Here is a 17,351-nt window from a genome sequence, read left to right as displayed (position 1 = left end):
CCTTAAATACAAACTCTTTTTATTCGAAGTTATTCAATACGTCTTCAAACTCATCCATATTCAGATCGTCTACTGTAAAATCACTGAGTGTAGCTTCTGAATAGTCCATTTCTGCACAATGGGTTATTATGTTTACTAAATGCTTTTCAAAACTCACCGCTACCCCTTCAATAGTACTCTTCTCATACTCGCCCTGGTTGTAGCTAAAGTTTAATTCCAGCTTCCCGCCTTCTACAGTTCCGCCGTTAATATCAATACAATACTCACTTTTATAGTTTGGTCCTGTAGACTCTCCGGCAGGAATATCAGACACTCCAAATAAATTGTCTACATTATCCTGGTTGAATTGACCGAGGTAATTGAAGCTTATTTCAGGGTTTAGATTAAAGTTTAAATCGGCTTTGTTTTCCGGCAAGGTAAGATATTTTAGTATGCCGTAACCTATCCCTTTGTTAGGTATCTGCCTGATGTTTTCTTTTACCGATTTGATCATGCGGGAAATATCGAGTTGTCCGCTGACATCTAACACCACGGGATACTGGGTGGTGAACCATCCCACGGTCCTGCTTATGTCAATGTCTTTAATGATTTCCTCCCTGCCGTGCCCCTCCAGACTGATCAGAACCTTATCATTTCCGGTCCATTCCCTCACTGCTAATCCCAAGGCGGTAAGCAATATGTCGTTTACTTCTGTGTTATAAGCATGGTTTACCCGCTTTAGCATCTTCTCAGTCTCTTCAATACTCAGCTCGATCTTGACGCTATTGTTATTCATATACCTTCTTTCTTCAATCTCTCGGTCTTTTGGAAGCGGTATTGTTTCAGTTTTTTCCAAATTGGTCCAGTAATTTATTTCTTTTAATAGTTCAGGGCTATTGGCATACTCATCAAGCCTCTGTGCCCAATCTTTGAAAGAGTCGGTCTTGTTGCTGAATTTTATTTCATCATTGTTTAGCGCCTGTCTGTATCCTATGTCCAAATCTTCCAGTATGATTCTCCACGATACCCCATCAACTACAAGGTGGTGAATAGCTATTAGCAGGTGGTCCCCTTCTTTAGTCTTAAACAGACCAACCTTAACTAAAGGACCGTTATACAAGTCCATGCTCCTCTGAATCCTCGACGCTTCCAGCTCTATTTTTTCCCGGTAATTATAGCTGTCCCTAAGGTCTACAATTTCCAATGAAAAATGTTCACCTTCAAGGTTTTTGTTGTATTGGAGTATATTTTGATCCTCTATTTTTACCACTGTTCTAAAAATATCGTGATGCTCTACAAGCTTTGACAATACTTTTCGAATAATAGCTTCTTCAAATCCGTTACGCCCATATATCATTATTTCCTGATTAAAATGATGAATATCCTTGCTGTCTTGTTTATACAACCATCTTTGTATAGGTGTTATCGGTACTATGCCTTCTACCGGGCCTTGATGAATTCTTCGGCTTGTAGATTGTATATATTCGACGAGTTCCTCAATTACAGGATGTTTGAATAAGTCCCGCATTTCAAGCTTTAGCCCATGGACGTTAAGACGCGACATTACCTGTATGGCTTTTATTGAGTCTCCTCCAAGGCTGAAGAAATTATCTTTTACCCCGATGTTTTCAGTTTTTAGTACGTCTTCCCATACTTTGGCCAGTATTTCTTCTCTTTCGTTTCTAGGAACTACATGCTCTACTCCGGTATTAATATTCCCCTGTGGTTCAGGCAATGCTTTCCGATCAATTTTACCATTGGCATTAAATGGCATCTGTTCCACCTTCATGAAATATGCTGGTACCATGTAGTCAGGTAGTTCGTTTAAGAGATGCTCCCTTAGCTCGGAAATGGTCAATTCATTTTCCCCTACAATATATGCACACAGGTACTTCTTCCCTTGCTGCTCTTCCTTTGCAATAACCACTGCTTCCTTAATAGCAGTGTGCTTCACCAGATGTGCTTCAATTTCTCCAAGCTCTATTCTAAAGCCTCTTATCTTTACCTGGTGGTCGATCCTGCCCATGAATTCGATGTTCCCATCAGGAAGCCGCCTTACTAAGTCCCCTGTGCGGTACACTTTTTCGCCGGGAATAAACGGGTTAGGTACAAATTTTTCTGCTGTCAGTTCAGGTCTATTCAAATAGCCCCTTGCAAGACCGCTTCCACCTATCACAAGTTCACCGGCCACTCCTACAGGAGTTAATTGGTTGTGCTTGTCCAGTATATAAAGGTATACATTCTGTAAAGCTTTCCCTATAGGTACTGTTATAAGTTCTTCTGCTATTTTCTTTGTTATACTGTAACCCGCTGCATATATCGTGGACTCTGTAGGCCCATAGATATTTTCCAGAGATGTGTTCTCTGAGACATCGAAAAGCTCATGGACAAGCTTTTTGGGCAGCGCTTCTCCAGCAGCAAAAATATACCTGAGAGTTGATGGCAGTTTTATACCATTATCTTTTAAAGTCTGTACCATTATATTCAGCATTGATGGTACAAAGTTTACATGGGTTATCTTATGCTTGTTTATTACCTCTACTAACTCCATAGCTTCCTTTTCCACACCTTGGCGTGATATTACAAGCTTTCCTCCGTTGAGGAACCAGCCAAATATCTCAGCTACGGATACGTCAAAGGTATAAGTTGTTTTAAATAGAAAAGCGTCTTCCGCTTTAAGCGGATACATGGCCTGGAGGGCTGTAATTATGTTTACAACGCTAGTATGCTCAATCATTCCACCTTTGGGCTTCCCTGTCGAACCTGATGTATAAATGACGTACGCAAGGTCCGAGGGTTTGTTTACATTTTCAAGCTTTGAGTTCTCTTCATTTAAATATTCTTCCTCCAGATATATAATATCCGCATCAATCTGCTTATTTTCCATAAAAGTCCTGGAGGTCAAAAGGATCTGGGAACCACTATCGTCCAACAAATACTTTATCCTTGTATCAGGATAATTAGGATCTATCGGCAGATACGCCCCTCCAGCTTTCAATATGGCAAATATCCCCACAATCATCTCAAATGAACGTTCGGCCATAATTCCTACAATACGGTCAGGCTTTACCCCTTTGTTCCTCAATACTCTGGCCAAATGATTTGCCTTTCCGTTCAATTCCCTGTAAGTCAAGTGCTTGTCTTCATATACCACAGCTATGTTGTCAGGTGTCCTTTCCACCTGCTCAGCAAACAGCTCATGTATGGTTTTGTCCTGCGGATAGTCTTTCTTAGTATCATTAAAGTCTATCAGCAACTGCTTTCTTTCTTCATGACTTAATATAATAAGCTTGTCAACTGACCCTTTGGGGTTATGGATAAACATATTTAAAATATTAATAAAATAGTCTATACACTCTTCTGCCTGTTTTCTTTCCAATACTTTGTCCGAGTAGATCAAGCTTATATTAAGATCATCGAATGTATTACTTACTGTAAAGTCAAGACTTGTATTGGTTGCTTCATATTCATCAACTGAAATTCTATCTTTAACATCAGCGATTTCTTTGTTTATTATCTCGTTATATATATGAAAATCCACATAATTGAATATGGTATCAAATAAAGGATTTTCCTCTTTGTTTTCTTTTCCGCCCAGGATATTTATGATCTCAAATAAAGGCAGTCTTCCATAAAGCTTTAAGTTTATTAATTTCTTTTCTGCAACTTTTATCAATTCCTCCCATATATCGATTTTATCAAAACACATTTTGACGGGAACCGTATTTAAGAAGCACCCCAGCATCTTATCTCCATCTTCGCATACAGGTCTGTTATTTTCTACCAAACCTACGACAAAGTCATCCTCGTATGAAAGCATATTGAGCATATAAGTGTATGCAGCAAAGCAAAGTGTCTTTAAGCTTACATCATATCTTCTGGCAGTACTTCTTAAATCACCTAAAAATTCCTGACTTAAATGGCGTGTTACATGGTCTACTTTATAAGATTTTTTTGTTTTTCCATGAATATTTGCAGGCATATTCAACCTTTTATATTCACTTAATTCCTCTCTCCAATAATTAATTACTTCCTGGTTGTCCTTAATTGTCATTTGGTCTGCTATATAATCTTTATAGCTGCATTTAAGCCGTGTTGGTATATAATCTTTTTCTTGCTTAAGCTTAGAGTATAGGTTTGAAACTTCCGTAATCAATGAAGCAACACTCCAGCCATCCAGGATAGCATGGTGGAATATCAGAACCAGACAAATATGGTTTGCGTCAAGTTTGAATATTCTTATCCTCCAAAGGGGCTTTGATATATCAAACGGATTCGCTCTGTCATTTTCCAAATATTTGTTTATATACTCAACCTGCCCTGTCCTGCTAAAATTCATGATATCTATCTGCTCAATATCAAGACTACTGCCCTTGTAAACAATTTGCACAGGAGTTTCAAAATCCTCTAAATTAAAAACCGTCCTTAAAATATCATGTTTTGACGTCATTAGAAGCATCGCTTCTTTAAATGCTGGGAAATCAAAGTCTTTGTCATTCAGATGAAATGCAAATTGGTCATGATAAACTGCATTTTCATAGTCTTTTTTGGAATGATAAATCATACCCAGCTCTATGTGACTCATCGGATATATATCTTCCATGTCCGAAGGTAACTTTTCTGAGAGAGTTTCATTCATCAATATTCGCTGTTTAAATAACTCCAGTTCTTCCCTTGCTTTACCCATCTTACTGTTAAAAGCTTCCGTATCTTTTACTTTTAAGAATGCAGACAATCTCTCAATATCAGGATTCATGTATATATCCCTGATTTGGATGTTTATATCCAACTTTTTGCATATTGTGCTGACTAATGATATTGCACGTATAGAATCTCCGCCTATTTTAAAGAAGTTGTCCCTTATTCCTACCTGTTTTGCTCCAAGCACTTCCTGCCATATTTCAACCAGTTTCTCTTCCACTTCATTCCGCGGCGCTACATATTCTGTTCCCGTACTCATACTTCCGTCAGGCTCGGGCAATGCTTTCCTGTCTATTTTTCCATTAGGGGTCAATGGCAGCTTTTCCATCTGCATAAAGTAAGAAGGGATCATGTAGTCCGGGAGCTCTTTTGACAAGTGTTCCCTCATCCCCTGTACGGTTATTTCTTGATCCGGTACGACGTACGCACAAAGATACTTATTTCCGTCAGCTCCTTCTTTGTCCAATACCACTGCTTCTTTTATTGTTTCATGCTTTAATAACCGGTTCTCTATTTCACCCAGTTCTATCCTGTAGCCTCTTATCTTTACCTGATGGTCGATCCTGCCCAGGTATTCTAGGTTGCCGTCAGGCAGCCACCTTGCCAGGTCACCTGTCCTGTACATCCTTTCACCCGGTGCGAATGGGTTTGCTGCGAATTTTTCTTCTGTAAGTTCCGGTCTGTTCAAGTACCCTCTTGCCAGTCCATCCCCTGCTATGCATAGTTCTCCCGCTACTCCTATCGGCTGCAGGCACTTTTCCTTACTCACAACATATAACTTAATGTTATCTATGGGCTTTCCTATTGGTACAAGCTCCAATTCTTCTTCCGTGGAGCAGCCAAAGTAGGATACATCTACTGTTGCTTCTGTTGGTCCGTACAGGTTATGCAGGCTTGTTCCTTTTTCTTTGTACAGCAGCTTGTTGAACTTTTCTACTTGCTTCAGGTTCAGTGCTTCTCCACTGGCAAATACCTGCTTTAAGCTTGCTATTTCCTCTATTATCCCCTTTTCCTCTACATACTCTAAAAATACACTCAACATGGATGGTACAAAGTGCATTGTGGTAACTTTATTTTTTTCGATTGCCTTCACGATTTCTTCCGGATTTTTTTCTCCTCCCGGTATCAGCAGGCAGACTTTGGCCCCAGTAAAGCTCCACCACAATAATTCCCATACCGATACGTCAAAGGTATAGGGAGTTTTCTGCAGGATCACATCACCTTCAGCTATCGGGTATTGCTTCTGCATCCAGTTGATCCGGTTGATTACGGAGTAGTTCTCTATCATTACCCCTTTGGGTTTGCCGGTAGAACCGGATGTATATATTACATAAGCCAAGTTTTCAGGTTTACTAATTAACTTTGGATTTGATACATCCCCAGTAAATAGTTCCTGATTTTCTATGCTAATAAATTCAGCATTTCTGTAACTACCTTTAGCATTTATAAATTTATCCTGTATCAGAATAATTTGGCTGCCACTGTCATCAAGCATAAACTGGATCCTGTCTTCAGGGTATTCAGGAGCTATGGGTAAATAAGCCCCCCCAGCTTTTAGGACAGCCATGATCCCTATGATCATTTCCGGGGAACGTTCTACCATAATTCCCACTACACTATCAGGTTTTATTCCCTTTTCTCTTAATTTTCTGGCCAGTTGGTTTGCCTTTTCGTTTAGCTCCCTATAAGTCAGCTGTTTATCTTCAAACACTACAGCAATATTATTGGGTGTCCGTTCCACCTGTTCCTCAAAAATCTGATGGATGGTCTTTTCCCGAGGGTATCCTGCTTTTGTATTATTAAATTCATATAATATTTGATGTTTTTCGTCTTGTGACAGCATATCAATTTCTAATAGCCTTTTTTCAGGAAAGGCTGCTGCCTCTTCCAATACATTAAGGTAATGGGCAATAAGCCTTATAACTGACTCTTTCTTAAACAACCTGGTAGCATACTCCAATTCAAATGCAATACCGTCCTCTGTTTCCTCAGCGTTTAAAGTCAAGTCAAACTTGGATATTCTTACTTCACTGTCATAGGGCATAAACCTTAGCCCATCCATCTTCACTTCTGATGCCTCGATATTTTGCAGTACAAACATAGTATCGAAAAGTGGATTTCTGCCCAGATCCCTTTCCAGGTTAAGCTTATCTACCAGTTCTTCAAATTGGTAATCTTGGTTTTCGTAAGCCCTTAAGGAGTTTTCTCTTACTTCATTAAGGAAGTCCACAAAAGTCTTTCCACCTTGAGGGTGATTCCTCATGGCTAGCGTGTTTACAAACATACCAATAACGTCCTGAAGATCAGTATGCGGCCTTCCTGCAACGGGACTTCCAACTATAATATCTTCCTGTCCGGTGTACTTGGATAAAAGGACATTGTATGAAGCTAAAAGTACCATGTAGAGCGTGGCACCATTATTCACTGCAAGTTTGTTCAGTTTAACAGCAAGCTCCTTGCCTGCTTTGAAACTGATCACATCTCCCTCAAAACTCTGTATAGCTGGCCTAGGGTAGTCTAGCGGCATATTAAGCAAAGGAATTTCTCCTTTGAATACTTGGAGCCAGTATTCTTCCTGCTTACTAATTGTCCCATCAGCAAACAGCCTGTTCTGCCATACGGAAAAATCCTTGTACTGAATCTTAAGTTCCGGAAGTTCCTTACCTTCATACAGGCTCATAAATTCTCTTACCAGTATGTCGTCAGACACCCCGTCAGATATAATATGGTGCTTATCAGACATCATAATACATCTGTCTTCTCCAACTTTTATAAGCCCAACCCTAAGTAAAGGAGCCTCATCAAGGTCAAAGGTCCTAATAAATTCACTGGCTATTTTCGCAGCTCTTTCCTCATCGGTTTCCATATACATAACACTAAAATCCACATTGCTATGGACCTTTTGTACCGGTTTACCATCTATCATATGGAATGAAGTACGGAAAGACTCATGTCTGTCAACAAGCTCCCTAAAAGCCTGTTCAAAGCGCAGTTTATCGAGTTTGCCTTCAATTAGCATAATACCAGGCATGTTGTATGCCATCCCAACTGCGTCAAGCTGGTTTAGAATATACAGCCTTTTCTGGGCGGATGAAATTGGATAGTACTCCATCTCCCCAGCCGGCCCAATAGAATGAAATACACTCTCCTTTGCAATCTTGATGCACTCGGCAACTTCAGACATATTTGGGTTCTTAAATATTTCTTTAAGCGGTATGTTTACATTGAACTCTTTGTGAATCCTGGCAATAAGATTTGCTGCCCTTAAGGAATGTCCCCCCAGCTCAAAGAAATTGTCGTTTCTTCCCACTTTCTCTATACTAAGGATATCCTGCCACAACCCCGCAAGTTTCTCCTCCACTTCACCCAAGGGTGCGACATACTCTATTCCAGCATCGATATTGCCGTCAGGTTCGGGCAATGCCTTCCTATCTATTTTGCCATTGGGAGTCAGCGGCAGCTTTTTTAACTGCATAAAATAGGATGGTATCATATAGTCTGGAAGGTCCTTTAAGAGATGTCCCCTTAGTTCTGCTATTGTTAATTCATTTTCCCCTGCCACATAGGCACACAGATACTTGTTTCCCTTCTGATCTTCCCTTGCAATAACCACTGCTTCCTTTATTGAAACGTGCTTTAGCAGTTGTGCTTCTATTTCCCCCAGCTCTATTCTAAATCCCCTTATCTTTACCTGATGATCTACTCTTCCTAAAAATTCCATATTCCCATCAGACAGCCATCTGGCCAGATCCCCTGTACGATACATCCTTTCCCCTGATATAAACGGGTTAGGTACAAATTTTTCAGCTGTCAGTTCGGGCCGGTTTAGATATCCCCTTGCAAGCCCTTCTCCCCCTATGCACAACTCACCCAAAACCCCTGTAGGCTGAGGTCTCAAGTGTTTGTCAACAACGTAGTATTTTATATTTTGCATTGGCTTTCCGATAGGTACACTCCCGGATTCCAAATAGCTTCCCAGTCTCTTTTCGTAATAACTGGAATCTATGGTGGACTCAGTAACCCCATAGCTATTAACAACCCGCAGTTTCTCTCCATACCAGGATTGTAATCTTTCATAATCTTCCACAGAGAGAGTATCTGATCCAAGTATAAGCAACTTGAGGCTATCAATAATCAAAGCATTATCATGGATATAATCCATAAGAGGAATAATCAGTGCCGGTGTGGATTCAAAGATGGTTATTTTATGGGTTTTAATAAGTGAATATAATCGTGCAGGATCGTATCTCTCCTCGGATGAACAAATAACCATTTGGCCTCCGTTGAGCAGCGTTCTCGAAACATCTCCCACAAATACATCAAAAGAAAAACTTGCGATTTGCAACAGCTTTACATCCATATCCGCAAGCCTATATTCCTTTTTCCATGCGTAAGATATGTTGACAAGACTTCTATGCTCTATCATGATCCCCTTTGGCTTTCCTGTGGTTCCTGATGTATAAATGACATATGCTAAATTACAAGATTTATTAATGACAGGAAGATTTTCTGTTCTCCCGTTGTAATTCACACAGTCATCAAAGCTTATAATATCAAGATCAAATTTAATTTTTTCTTTATGATGTTCTTGCGTAAGAATAATTCCAGCCAAGCTGTCATCGATCATATATCTGATTCGTTCTTCAGGATATTCGGTGTCTATGGGTAAATACGCGCCTCCTGCTTTAAATACAGCAATTACACCTATTATCATTTCTATGGACCGGTCTACCATTATAGCCACTACACTGTCAGGTTTTAATCCCTTGTCCCTTAAGATCCAAGCCAGTTGATTGGCCTTTTCATTAAGTTCTCCGTAAGTCAAGTATTTATCTTCAAATACTACTGCTATGTTATCAGGCGTCTTTTCCACTTGTTCTTCAAATAGCTCTTGTATGGTCTTATCCTTAGGATATTCTACTTTTGTATCATTGAAGCCATAGATTATTTGCTGTTTTTCCTCCTGGGACAACATATTTATTTCCGACAACCTTTTAAACGGATTTGCGGTTATCTCTTCCAACACGTTAAGGTAATGAGCCGCCAACCTTTTTATAGTCTCTTTTTTGAAAAGCCGAGTACAATATTCAAAGCTAAAAGCCATACCATCTTCACGCTCTATTGCATCAATGGATAGGTCAAATTTTGATATTCTATACTCTAGCCCGTTATTAAAAGGTCTGAAGCTTATACCAGGTACTGCAAATTCTACCTTAGAGGCATTTTGCATGGTAAACATAGTATCAAACAGTGGGTTTCTGCTCATGTCCCTCTTCAAGTTAAGCTTCTCAACCAGTTCTTCAAATTGGTAATCCTGATTGTCATAAGCCCTTAGAGCGTTTTCTCTTACTTCATTCAAGAATTCTACAAAGGTACTATCTCCCTTGGGGTAATTTCTCATAGCCAAGGTATTTACAAACATACCAAGGATATCCTGCAGGTCTGAATGTGGCCTTCCGGCTATAGGGCTTCCAACGATTATGTCTTCCTGTCCGGTGTGCTTAGACAGCAATATGTTGTATGCCGCGAGCAGTGTCATGTAAAGCGTAGCCCCATTATCCCTTGCAAGCTTGTTTAATTTATTCGTAAGCTCACTGCCTGCTTCAAAGCTAAAAAAATCCCCTTCAAAGCTTTGTATTACAGGCCTTGGATAGTCTAGCGGCATATTCAGTACAGGTATTTCTCCCTGGAATGCTTGGAGCCAGTATTCCTCCTGGCTGCTAATTCCGCCCTCATCAAACAGTTTATTCTGCCATACAGCGTAGTCCTTGTACTGTATCCGAAGTGCTGGAGGGTTGTTTCCTTCATAAAGATCCATAAACTCACGAATCAGTATGTCCATGGAGACACCATCGGATATAATGTGATGCATATCAAACATCATAAGATGCCTGTCTTCTCCCGTTTTTACAAGCTCTACCCTTAGCAGAGGAGCCTTGCCAAGATCAAAAGGTCTGGCAAATTCCCCAGCATACTCTGCGGCTTTTTCTTCGTTAGTTTCAAAGTACATCACGCTGAATTCCACATGGTCATGAACCTTCTGGACCGGGTTACCATCGATCATGTGGAACGATGTTCTAAGAGTCTCATGCCTTTTTACCAACTGCCTGAAGACTTCCTGGAAACGCGCTGTATCAATGCTTCCTTCCAGCAGCATAATACCAGGCATGTTGTATGCTGTCCCTGCCCCTTCAAGCTGGTTTAGTATATACAGCCTTCTTTGTGCAGATGACATAGGGTAGTATTCCATTTCTCCTGCCGGTTGGATTGACTGATATAGGCTCTCCTTTGAGTCTTTAATATATCTGGCAATTTCTAAGATGGTTGGTGTCTTGAATATTTCCTTAAGAGGTATGTCTATATTGAACTCTTTGTGAATTCTTGCTACAAGGCTTGTTGCCTTTAACGAGTGTCCCCCAAGCATAAAAAAGTTATCATTTCTTCCTACCTTCTCTATTCCAAGGATATCCCGCCACAACAGCGCAAGTTTCTCCTCTATTTCTCCCGAAGGTACTACGTATTCTACGCCGGTATTAACATTGCTATCGAGCACAGGCAATGCTTTCCTGTCTATTTTTCCATTAGGGGTCAATGGCAGCTTTTCCATCCGCACAAAGTAGGAAGGGATCATGTAGTCCGGGAGCTCTTTTGACAAGTGTTCCCTCATCCCCTGTACGGTTATTTCTTGATCCGGTACGACGTACGCACAAAGATACTTATTTCCGTCAGCTCCTTCTTTGTCCAATACCACTGCTTCTTTTATTGTTTCATGCTTTAATAACCGGTTCTCTATTTCACCCAGTTCTATCCTGTAGCCTCTTATCTTTACCTGATGGTCGATCCTGCCCAGATATTCTAGGTTGCCGTCAGGCAGCCACCTTGCCAGGTCACCTGTCCTGTACATCCTTTCACCCGGTGCGAATGGGTTTGCTGCGAATTTTTCTTCTGTAAGTTCCGGTCTGTTCAAGTACCCTCTTGCCAGTCCATCCCCTGCTATGCATAGTTCTCCCGCTACTCCTATCGGCTGCAGGCCCTTTTCCTTACTGACAACATACAACTTAATGTTATCTATGGGCTTTCCTATAGGTACAAGCTCCAATTCTTCTTCCGTAGAGCAGCCAAAGTAGGATACATCTACTGTTGCTTCTGTTGGTCCGTACAGGTTATGCAGGCTTGTTCCTTTTTCTTTGTACAGCAGCTTGTTGAACTTTTCTACTTGCTTCAGGTTCAGTGCTTCTCCACTGGCAAATACCTGCTTTAAGCTTGCTATTTCCTCTATTATCCCCTTTTCCTCTACATACTCTAAAAATACACTCAACATGGATGGTACAAAGTGCATTGTGGTAACTTTATTTTTTTCGATTGCCTTCACGATTTCTTCCGGATTTTTTTCTCCTCCCGGTATCAGCAGGCAGACTTTGGCCCCAGTAAAGCTCCACCACAATAATTCCCATACCGATACGTCAAAGGTATAGGGAGTTTTCTGCAGGATCACATCACCTTCAGCTATCGGGTATTGCTTCTGCATCCAGTTGATCCGGTTGATTACGGAGTAGTTCTCTATCATTACCCCTTTGGGTTTGCCGGTAGAACCGGATGTATATATTACATAAGCCAAGTTTTCAGGTTTACTAATTAACTTTGGATTTGATACATCCCCAGTAAATAGTTCCTGATTTTCTATGCTAATAAATTCAGCATTTCTGTAACTACCTTTAGCATTTATAAATTTATCCTGTATCAGAATAATTTGGCTGCCACTGTCATCAAGCATAAACTGGATCCTGTCTTCAGGGTATTCAGGAGCTATGGGTAAATAAGCCCCCCCAGCTTTTAGGACAGCCATGATCCCTATGATCATTTCCGGGGAACGTTCTACCATAATTCCCACTACACTATCAGGTTTTATTCCCTTTTCTCTTAATTTTCTGGCCAGTTGGTTTGCCTTTTCGTTTAGCTCCCTATAAGTCAGCTGTTTATCTTCAAACACTACAGCAATATTATTGGGTGTCTTTTCTACCTGCTCTTCAAACAGTTGATGTATAGTCTTATCCTTAGGATACCGGACCTTTGTATCGTTAAAGTCATATAGTATTTTCTGCTTTTCTTCCTGTGAAAGCATATCAATTTCTGACAACCTTTTTCCAGGATAAACCGTTATCTCTTCCAGAACATTAAGGTAATGGGCTGCAAACCTTTCTACAGTCTCTTTCTTGAACAGCCTTGTGGCATATTCCAAATCAAATGCAATACCTTCCTGGGTTTCCCGAGCATTTAATGTCAAGTCAAATTTGGATATTCTAAATTCATTTGTATAGGGTATAAACTTAAGCCTATCTATCTTCAATTCTGATGAGCCGGTATTTTGCAATACAAACATAGTATCAAAAAGAGGATTCCTGCTCATATCCCTCTTTACATTAAGCTTTTCCACCAGTTCTTCAAACTGGTAGTCCTGATTTTCATAAGCCCTTATAGAGTTTTCCCTTACTTCCTTTAGAAACTCAGCAAAGGTCTTTTCTCCCTGGGGATAGTTCCTCATGGCTAAAGTATTTACAAACATACCTATTATGTCTTGTAAATCTGTATGAGGTCTTCCAGCTATAGGGCTTCCCACTATAATATCTTCCTGCCCCGTATACTTAGACAGCAGTATGTTGTATGAAGCAAGCAATGTCATGTAAAGAGTAGCCCCATTATCCCTTGCAAGCTTAATAAGTTTTCCCGTAAGCTCACTGCCTGCTTCAAAACGGATAAAACCTCCGTCAAAGCTTTGAACCGCAGGCCTTTGGTAATCTACTGGCATATTCAGCACAGGAATTTCTCCATTAAATTCCTGGAGCCAGTATTCCTCCTGCTTCTTTATTTTGTCCCCAGCAAATAGTTCCTTCTGCCAAACAGAATAGTCCTTGTACTGTATACGGAGGGAAGAAGGGTTATTTCCTCCATACATATCCATGAACTCATGTACCAGTATATCCATGGACGTACCGTCAGATATGATATGGTGCATGTCAAACATCATGACATGCTTGTCTTTTCCCGTTTTCACAAGGCCTACTCTTAGCAGCGGAGCAATTCCAAGATCAAACGGCTTTATAAATTCTTTTACGATTTCCCTCACTTTTTCTTCGTCAGATTCTAGATACACTACACTAAAACCCACAGGATCATTGATCTTCTGGACGGGTTCACCCTCTATGAAATGGAAAGATGTTCGAAGGGTCTCATGCCTATTTATAAGCTGTTGGAAGGTCTTCTGAAAAAGCTCCAGATCAATACTGCCTTCAACCAGCAAGCTGCCTGGCATATTGTATGCTGTCCCTGCTCCTTCAAACTGATTTAATATATACAGCCTTCTTTGGGCTGATGACATAGGGTAGTATTCCATCTCTTTAGCAGTTTGGATGGATTGATATATACTCTCCTTTGCTTCCTTCATATACCTTGCTATTTCCGCTATAATTGGAGCCTTAAATATTTCCTTAAGAGGCATGTCTATATTGAACTCTTTGTGAATTCTCGCTACAAGGCTTGTAGCCTTTAAAGAGTGTCCACCTAACATAAAGAAGTTGTCATTTCTTCCTATCTTCTTAATTCCAAGGATGTCTTGCCAAATCAGTGCAAGCTTCTCTTCAAATTCGCCTATAGGCGCTTCATACTCTATTCCCGTATTTATATTACCTTCGGGTTCAGGCAATGCCTTCCTGTCTATCTTGCCATTAGCTGTCAATGGCATTTTTTCAAGCTGCACAAAGTATGATGGTACCATGTATTCGGGCAGTTCTTTTAAGAGATGCTCCCTTAGTTCTGATATTGTCAGCTCATTTTCTCCCGCTATATATGCACACAGGTATTTACTGCCCTGATGGTCTTCCTTTGCAATCACCAAAGATTCCTCAATTGAAGGATGCTTTAGCAGTTGTGCTTCTATTTCACCAAGCTCTATCCTAAAGCCTCTTATCTTTACCTGGTGGTCTATTCTACCCAGGTATTCCATTTCTCCATCAGATAATAACCGGACCAGGTCTCCAGATCTATATAACCTCTCTTCCGGCTTGTACGGATTTTGAACGAACTTTTCCTTTGTAAGCTCCGGTCTTCCAAGATATCCTCTGCAAACTCCGTCTCCTCCTACACAAAGCTCTCCGGCTACTCCAATGGGAACAACTTTCATGTTCTTATCCATTACATATGTTGTAAGGGTTGGTATAGGCCTTCCTATGCTGCTCACATTAGATCTAATTTCTTCCTCTTCTATCTCTTTATATGTGACATGCACTGTTGTCTCGGTTATTCCATACATATTGATGAGTCTAGTCTGCGGGTACTTCTTTCTCCATTCCTTCAACAATGCAGGCTTTAATGCTTCCCCTCCGAATATGACATATCTTATCTTAAGTTCTTTTTCTTCATATGATACTTCTTCATTGGCTATATTATAGAAGGCTGAAGGTGTCTGATTTAATACGGTCACCTTCTCATTCCTTAGAAGTCTCAGATACTCTACATTGCTGCGTGCTGTCATTTTAGGAACTACCACCAATCTGCCCCCATATAACAAGGCCCCGTACATCTCCCATACGGAAAAATCGAAACTCATAGAATGAAACATAGTCCATACATCATTTTCGTTAAAATCAAACTGCATTTTACTGTTAAATAACAGCCTTACTATGTTTCTATGCTCTATCATTGCCCCTTTGGGTTTACCTGTAGAGCCTGAGGTATATATTAAGTAAGCTAGATCGGAAGGTTTATTTACCTCCGATAAGTTATATTGTTCATCTGAATATTCCTGCTCATCTTCTAAATTTATTACTGTACCTATTGATGTATATTTGTCTATAAAATGTGATTGGGTCAACAGGATCACTGCCCGGCTGTCTTCCAGCATATGACTTATTCTTTCCTCAGGATAATCTGGATCTATGGGAAGATATGCCCCTCCTGCTTTTAATACCCCTAGGATTGCTACTATCATCTCAAGTGAGCGTTCTGCCAGAATACCTACGATACTGTCCGGTTTGACTCCTTTAGCCCTTAATACATGGGCCAACCCATTTGATTTTTTATTGAGTTCACTAAATGTAAGCTTTTTACCCTCAAATACCACAGCTACATGATCAGGGTTCTTCTCTGCCTGCTCTTCAAAAAGCTGATGGATAGTCTTGTTTTTAGAATACTGTGCCTCTGTAGCGTTAAAGGTATATAGGATTTGCTGTTTTTCTTCCTGTAACAGTACATCAATTTCCCACAACCTTTTTTCAGGGCATGCAGTTATCTCTTCAAGAACGGTAATGTAATGGGTTCCAAACCTTTTTATTGTCTCCTTCTTAAACAGCCTGGTACAATATTCAAGGTTAAATGTTATACCTTCTTGACCCTCTACCACTTCAAGCATAAGGTCAAATTTTGCCTTTCTGCCTTCCAGCCAGTTGTTGTATTGTTTGAAGTTTATACCCGATGCTGCAAATTCTGTCTTGTTTGAAGTGCGCAGTGCAAACATAGTGTCAAAAAGAGGATTCCTGCTCATGTCCCTCATGAGATTAAGTTTTTCTACAAGTTCTTCAAACTGGTAGTTCTGATTTTCAAAAGCCAAAAACGCATTTTCCCTTACTTCCTGCAAGAATTGGACGAAGGTCTTTTCTCCCTCAGGATAGTTCCTTATGGCCAAGGTATTTATAAACATACCAATGATACCCTGCAGGTCAGCATGGGGCCTTCCGGCTACAGGACTTCCAACTATGATGTCTTCCTGTCCAGTGTATCTGGACAGGAGTACGTTATATGCAGCCATCAGTACCATGTATAAGGTAGCTCCATTATCTGTTGCAAGCTTATTTAGTTTGACTGAAAGTTCAGGGTTTATTTCAAAGCTTACAGCATCTCCTTCAAAACTTTGTACCGCCGGTCTTGGATAGTCAGTAGGCATATCCAGTACCGGTATATCACCCTTAAATGTCTGGAGCCAGTATTCTTCCTGCTTCTTTATTGAGTCTCCGGCAAACATCTCCTTCTGCCATACAGAAAAATCCTTGTACTGTATCCGTAGTGGCAAAAGGGTCTTCCCTTGGTACAAATCCAAAAACTCACTCATAAGTATATTGACTGATATACCATCTGATACTATGTGGTGCATGTCAAACATCATAACACGCCTGTCTTCGTTCGTTTTTACAAGTCCTACTCTCAGTAATGGAACTTGGCTAAGATCAAAGGGCGTTATGAATTCTTTGACTATTTCTGCTGCTTTTTCTTCATCCAGTTCCAGGTACGTAATACTGAAATCCACGTAATCATGAACCTTTTGTACTGGTTCACCCTCAACCATATGAAATGATGTGCGCAGAGCCTCATGTCTTTTTACTAGCTCCTTGAATGCCTGTTCGAAGCGTACTGCATCAATGTTTCCTTCCAGCAGTACGACGCCTGGCATGTTATATGCAGTACCTGCTCCTTCAAGCTCGTTTAGTATATACAGCCTTTTCTGGGCAGATGACATAGGGTAAAATTCCTGCTCTCTGGCAGAAGGTATTCCAGAAAAGGCATTTGGCGTATATTTTGAAACATCTTTTCCTTTTTCTTTTAGCATCGTCTCAAATAGCTTTCTTTTTTCTGGAGAAAGAGATTCTATTCTTTTCATCAAATTATCCATAACTTCGTCCCTC

At 40.4% G+C, this 17,351-nt stretch carries 1 protein-coding gene; it reads right to left on the bottom strand.

Annotation, left to right across the window (positions count from 1 at the left end; translation table 11 throughout):
* Positions 1-19 precede the first annotated feature (19 nt).
* A complete protein-coding gene (locus ACUC6J_RS12285) occupies positions 20-17,338 on the bottom strand; it encodes a non-ribosomal peptide synthase/polyketide synthase (RefSeq protein ID WP_447248908.1) in 17,319 nt (5,772 codons plus the stop codon).
* Positions 17,339-17,351: the final 13 nt, after the last annotated feature.

Source organism: Paenibacillus sp. JJ1683 (assembly GCF_053006485.1).
Note: the sequence above shows the minus strand (reverse complement) of the source record. Positions and strands in the feature narration are given on the sequence as shown.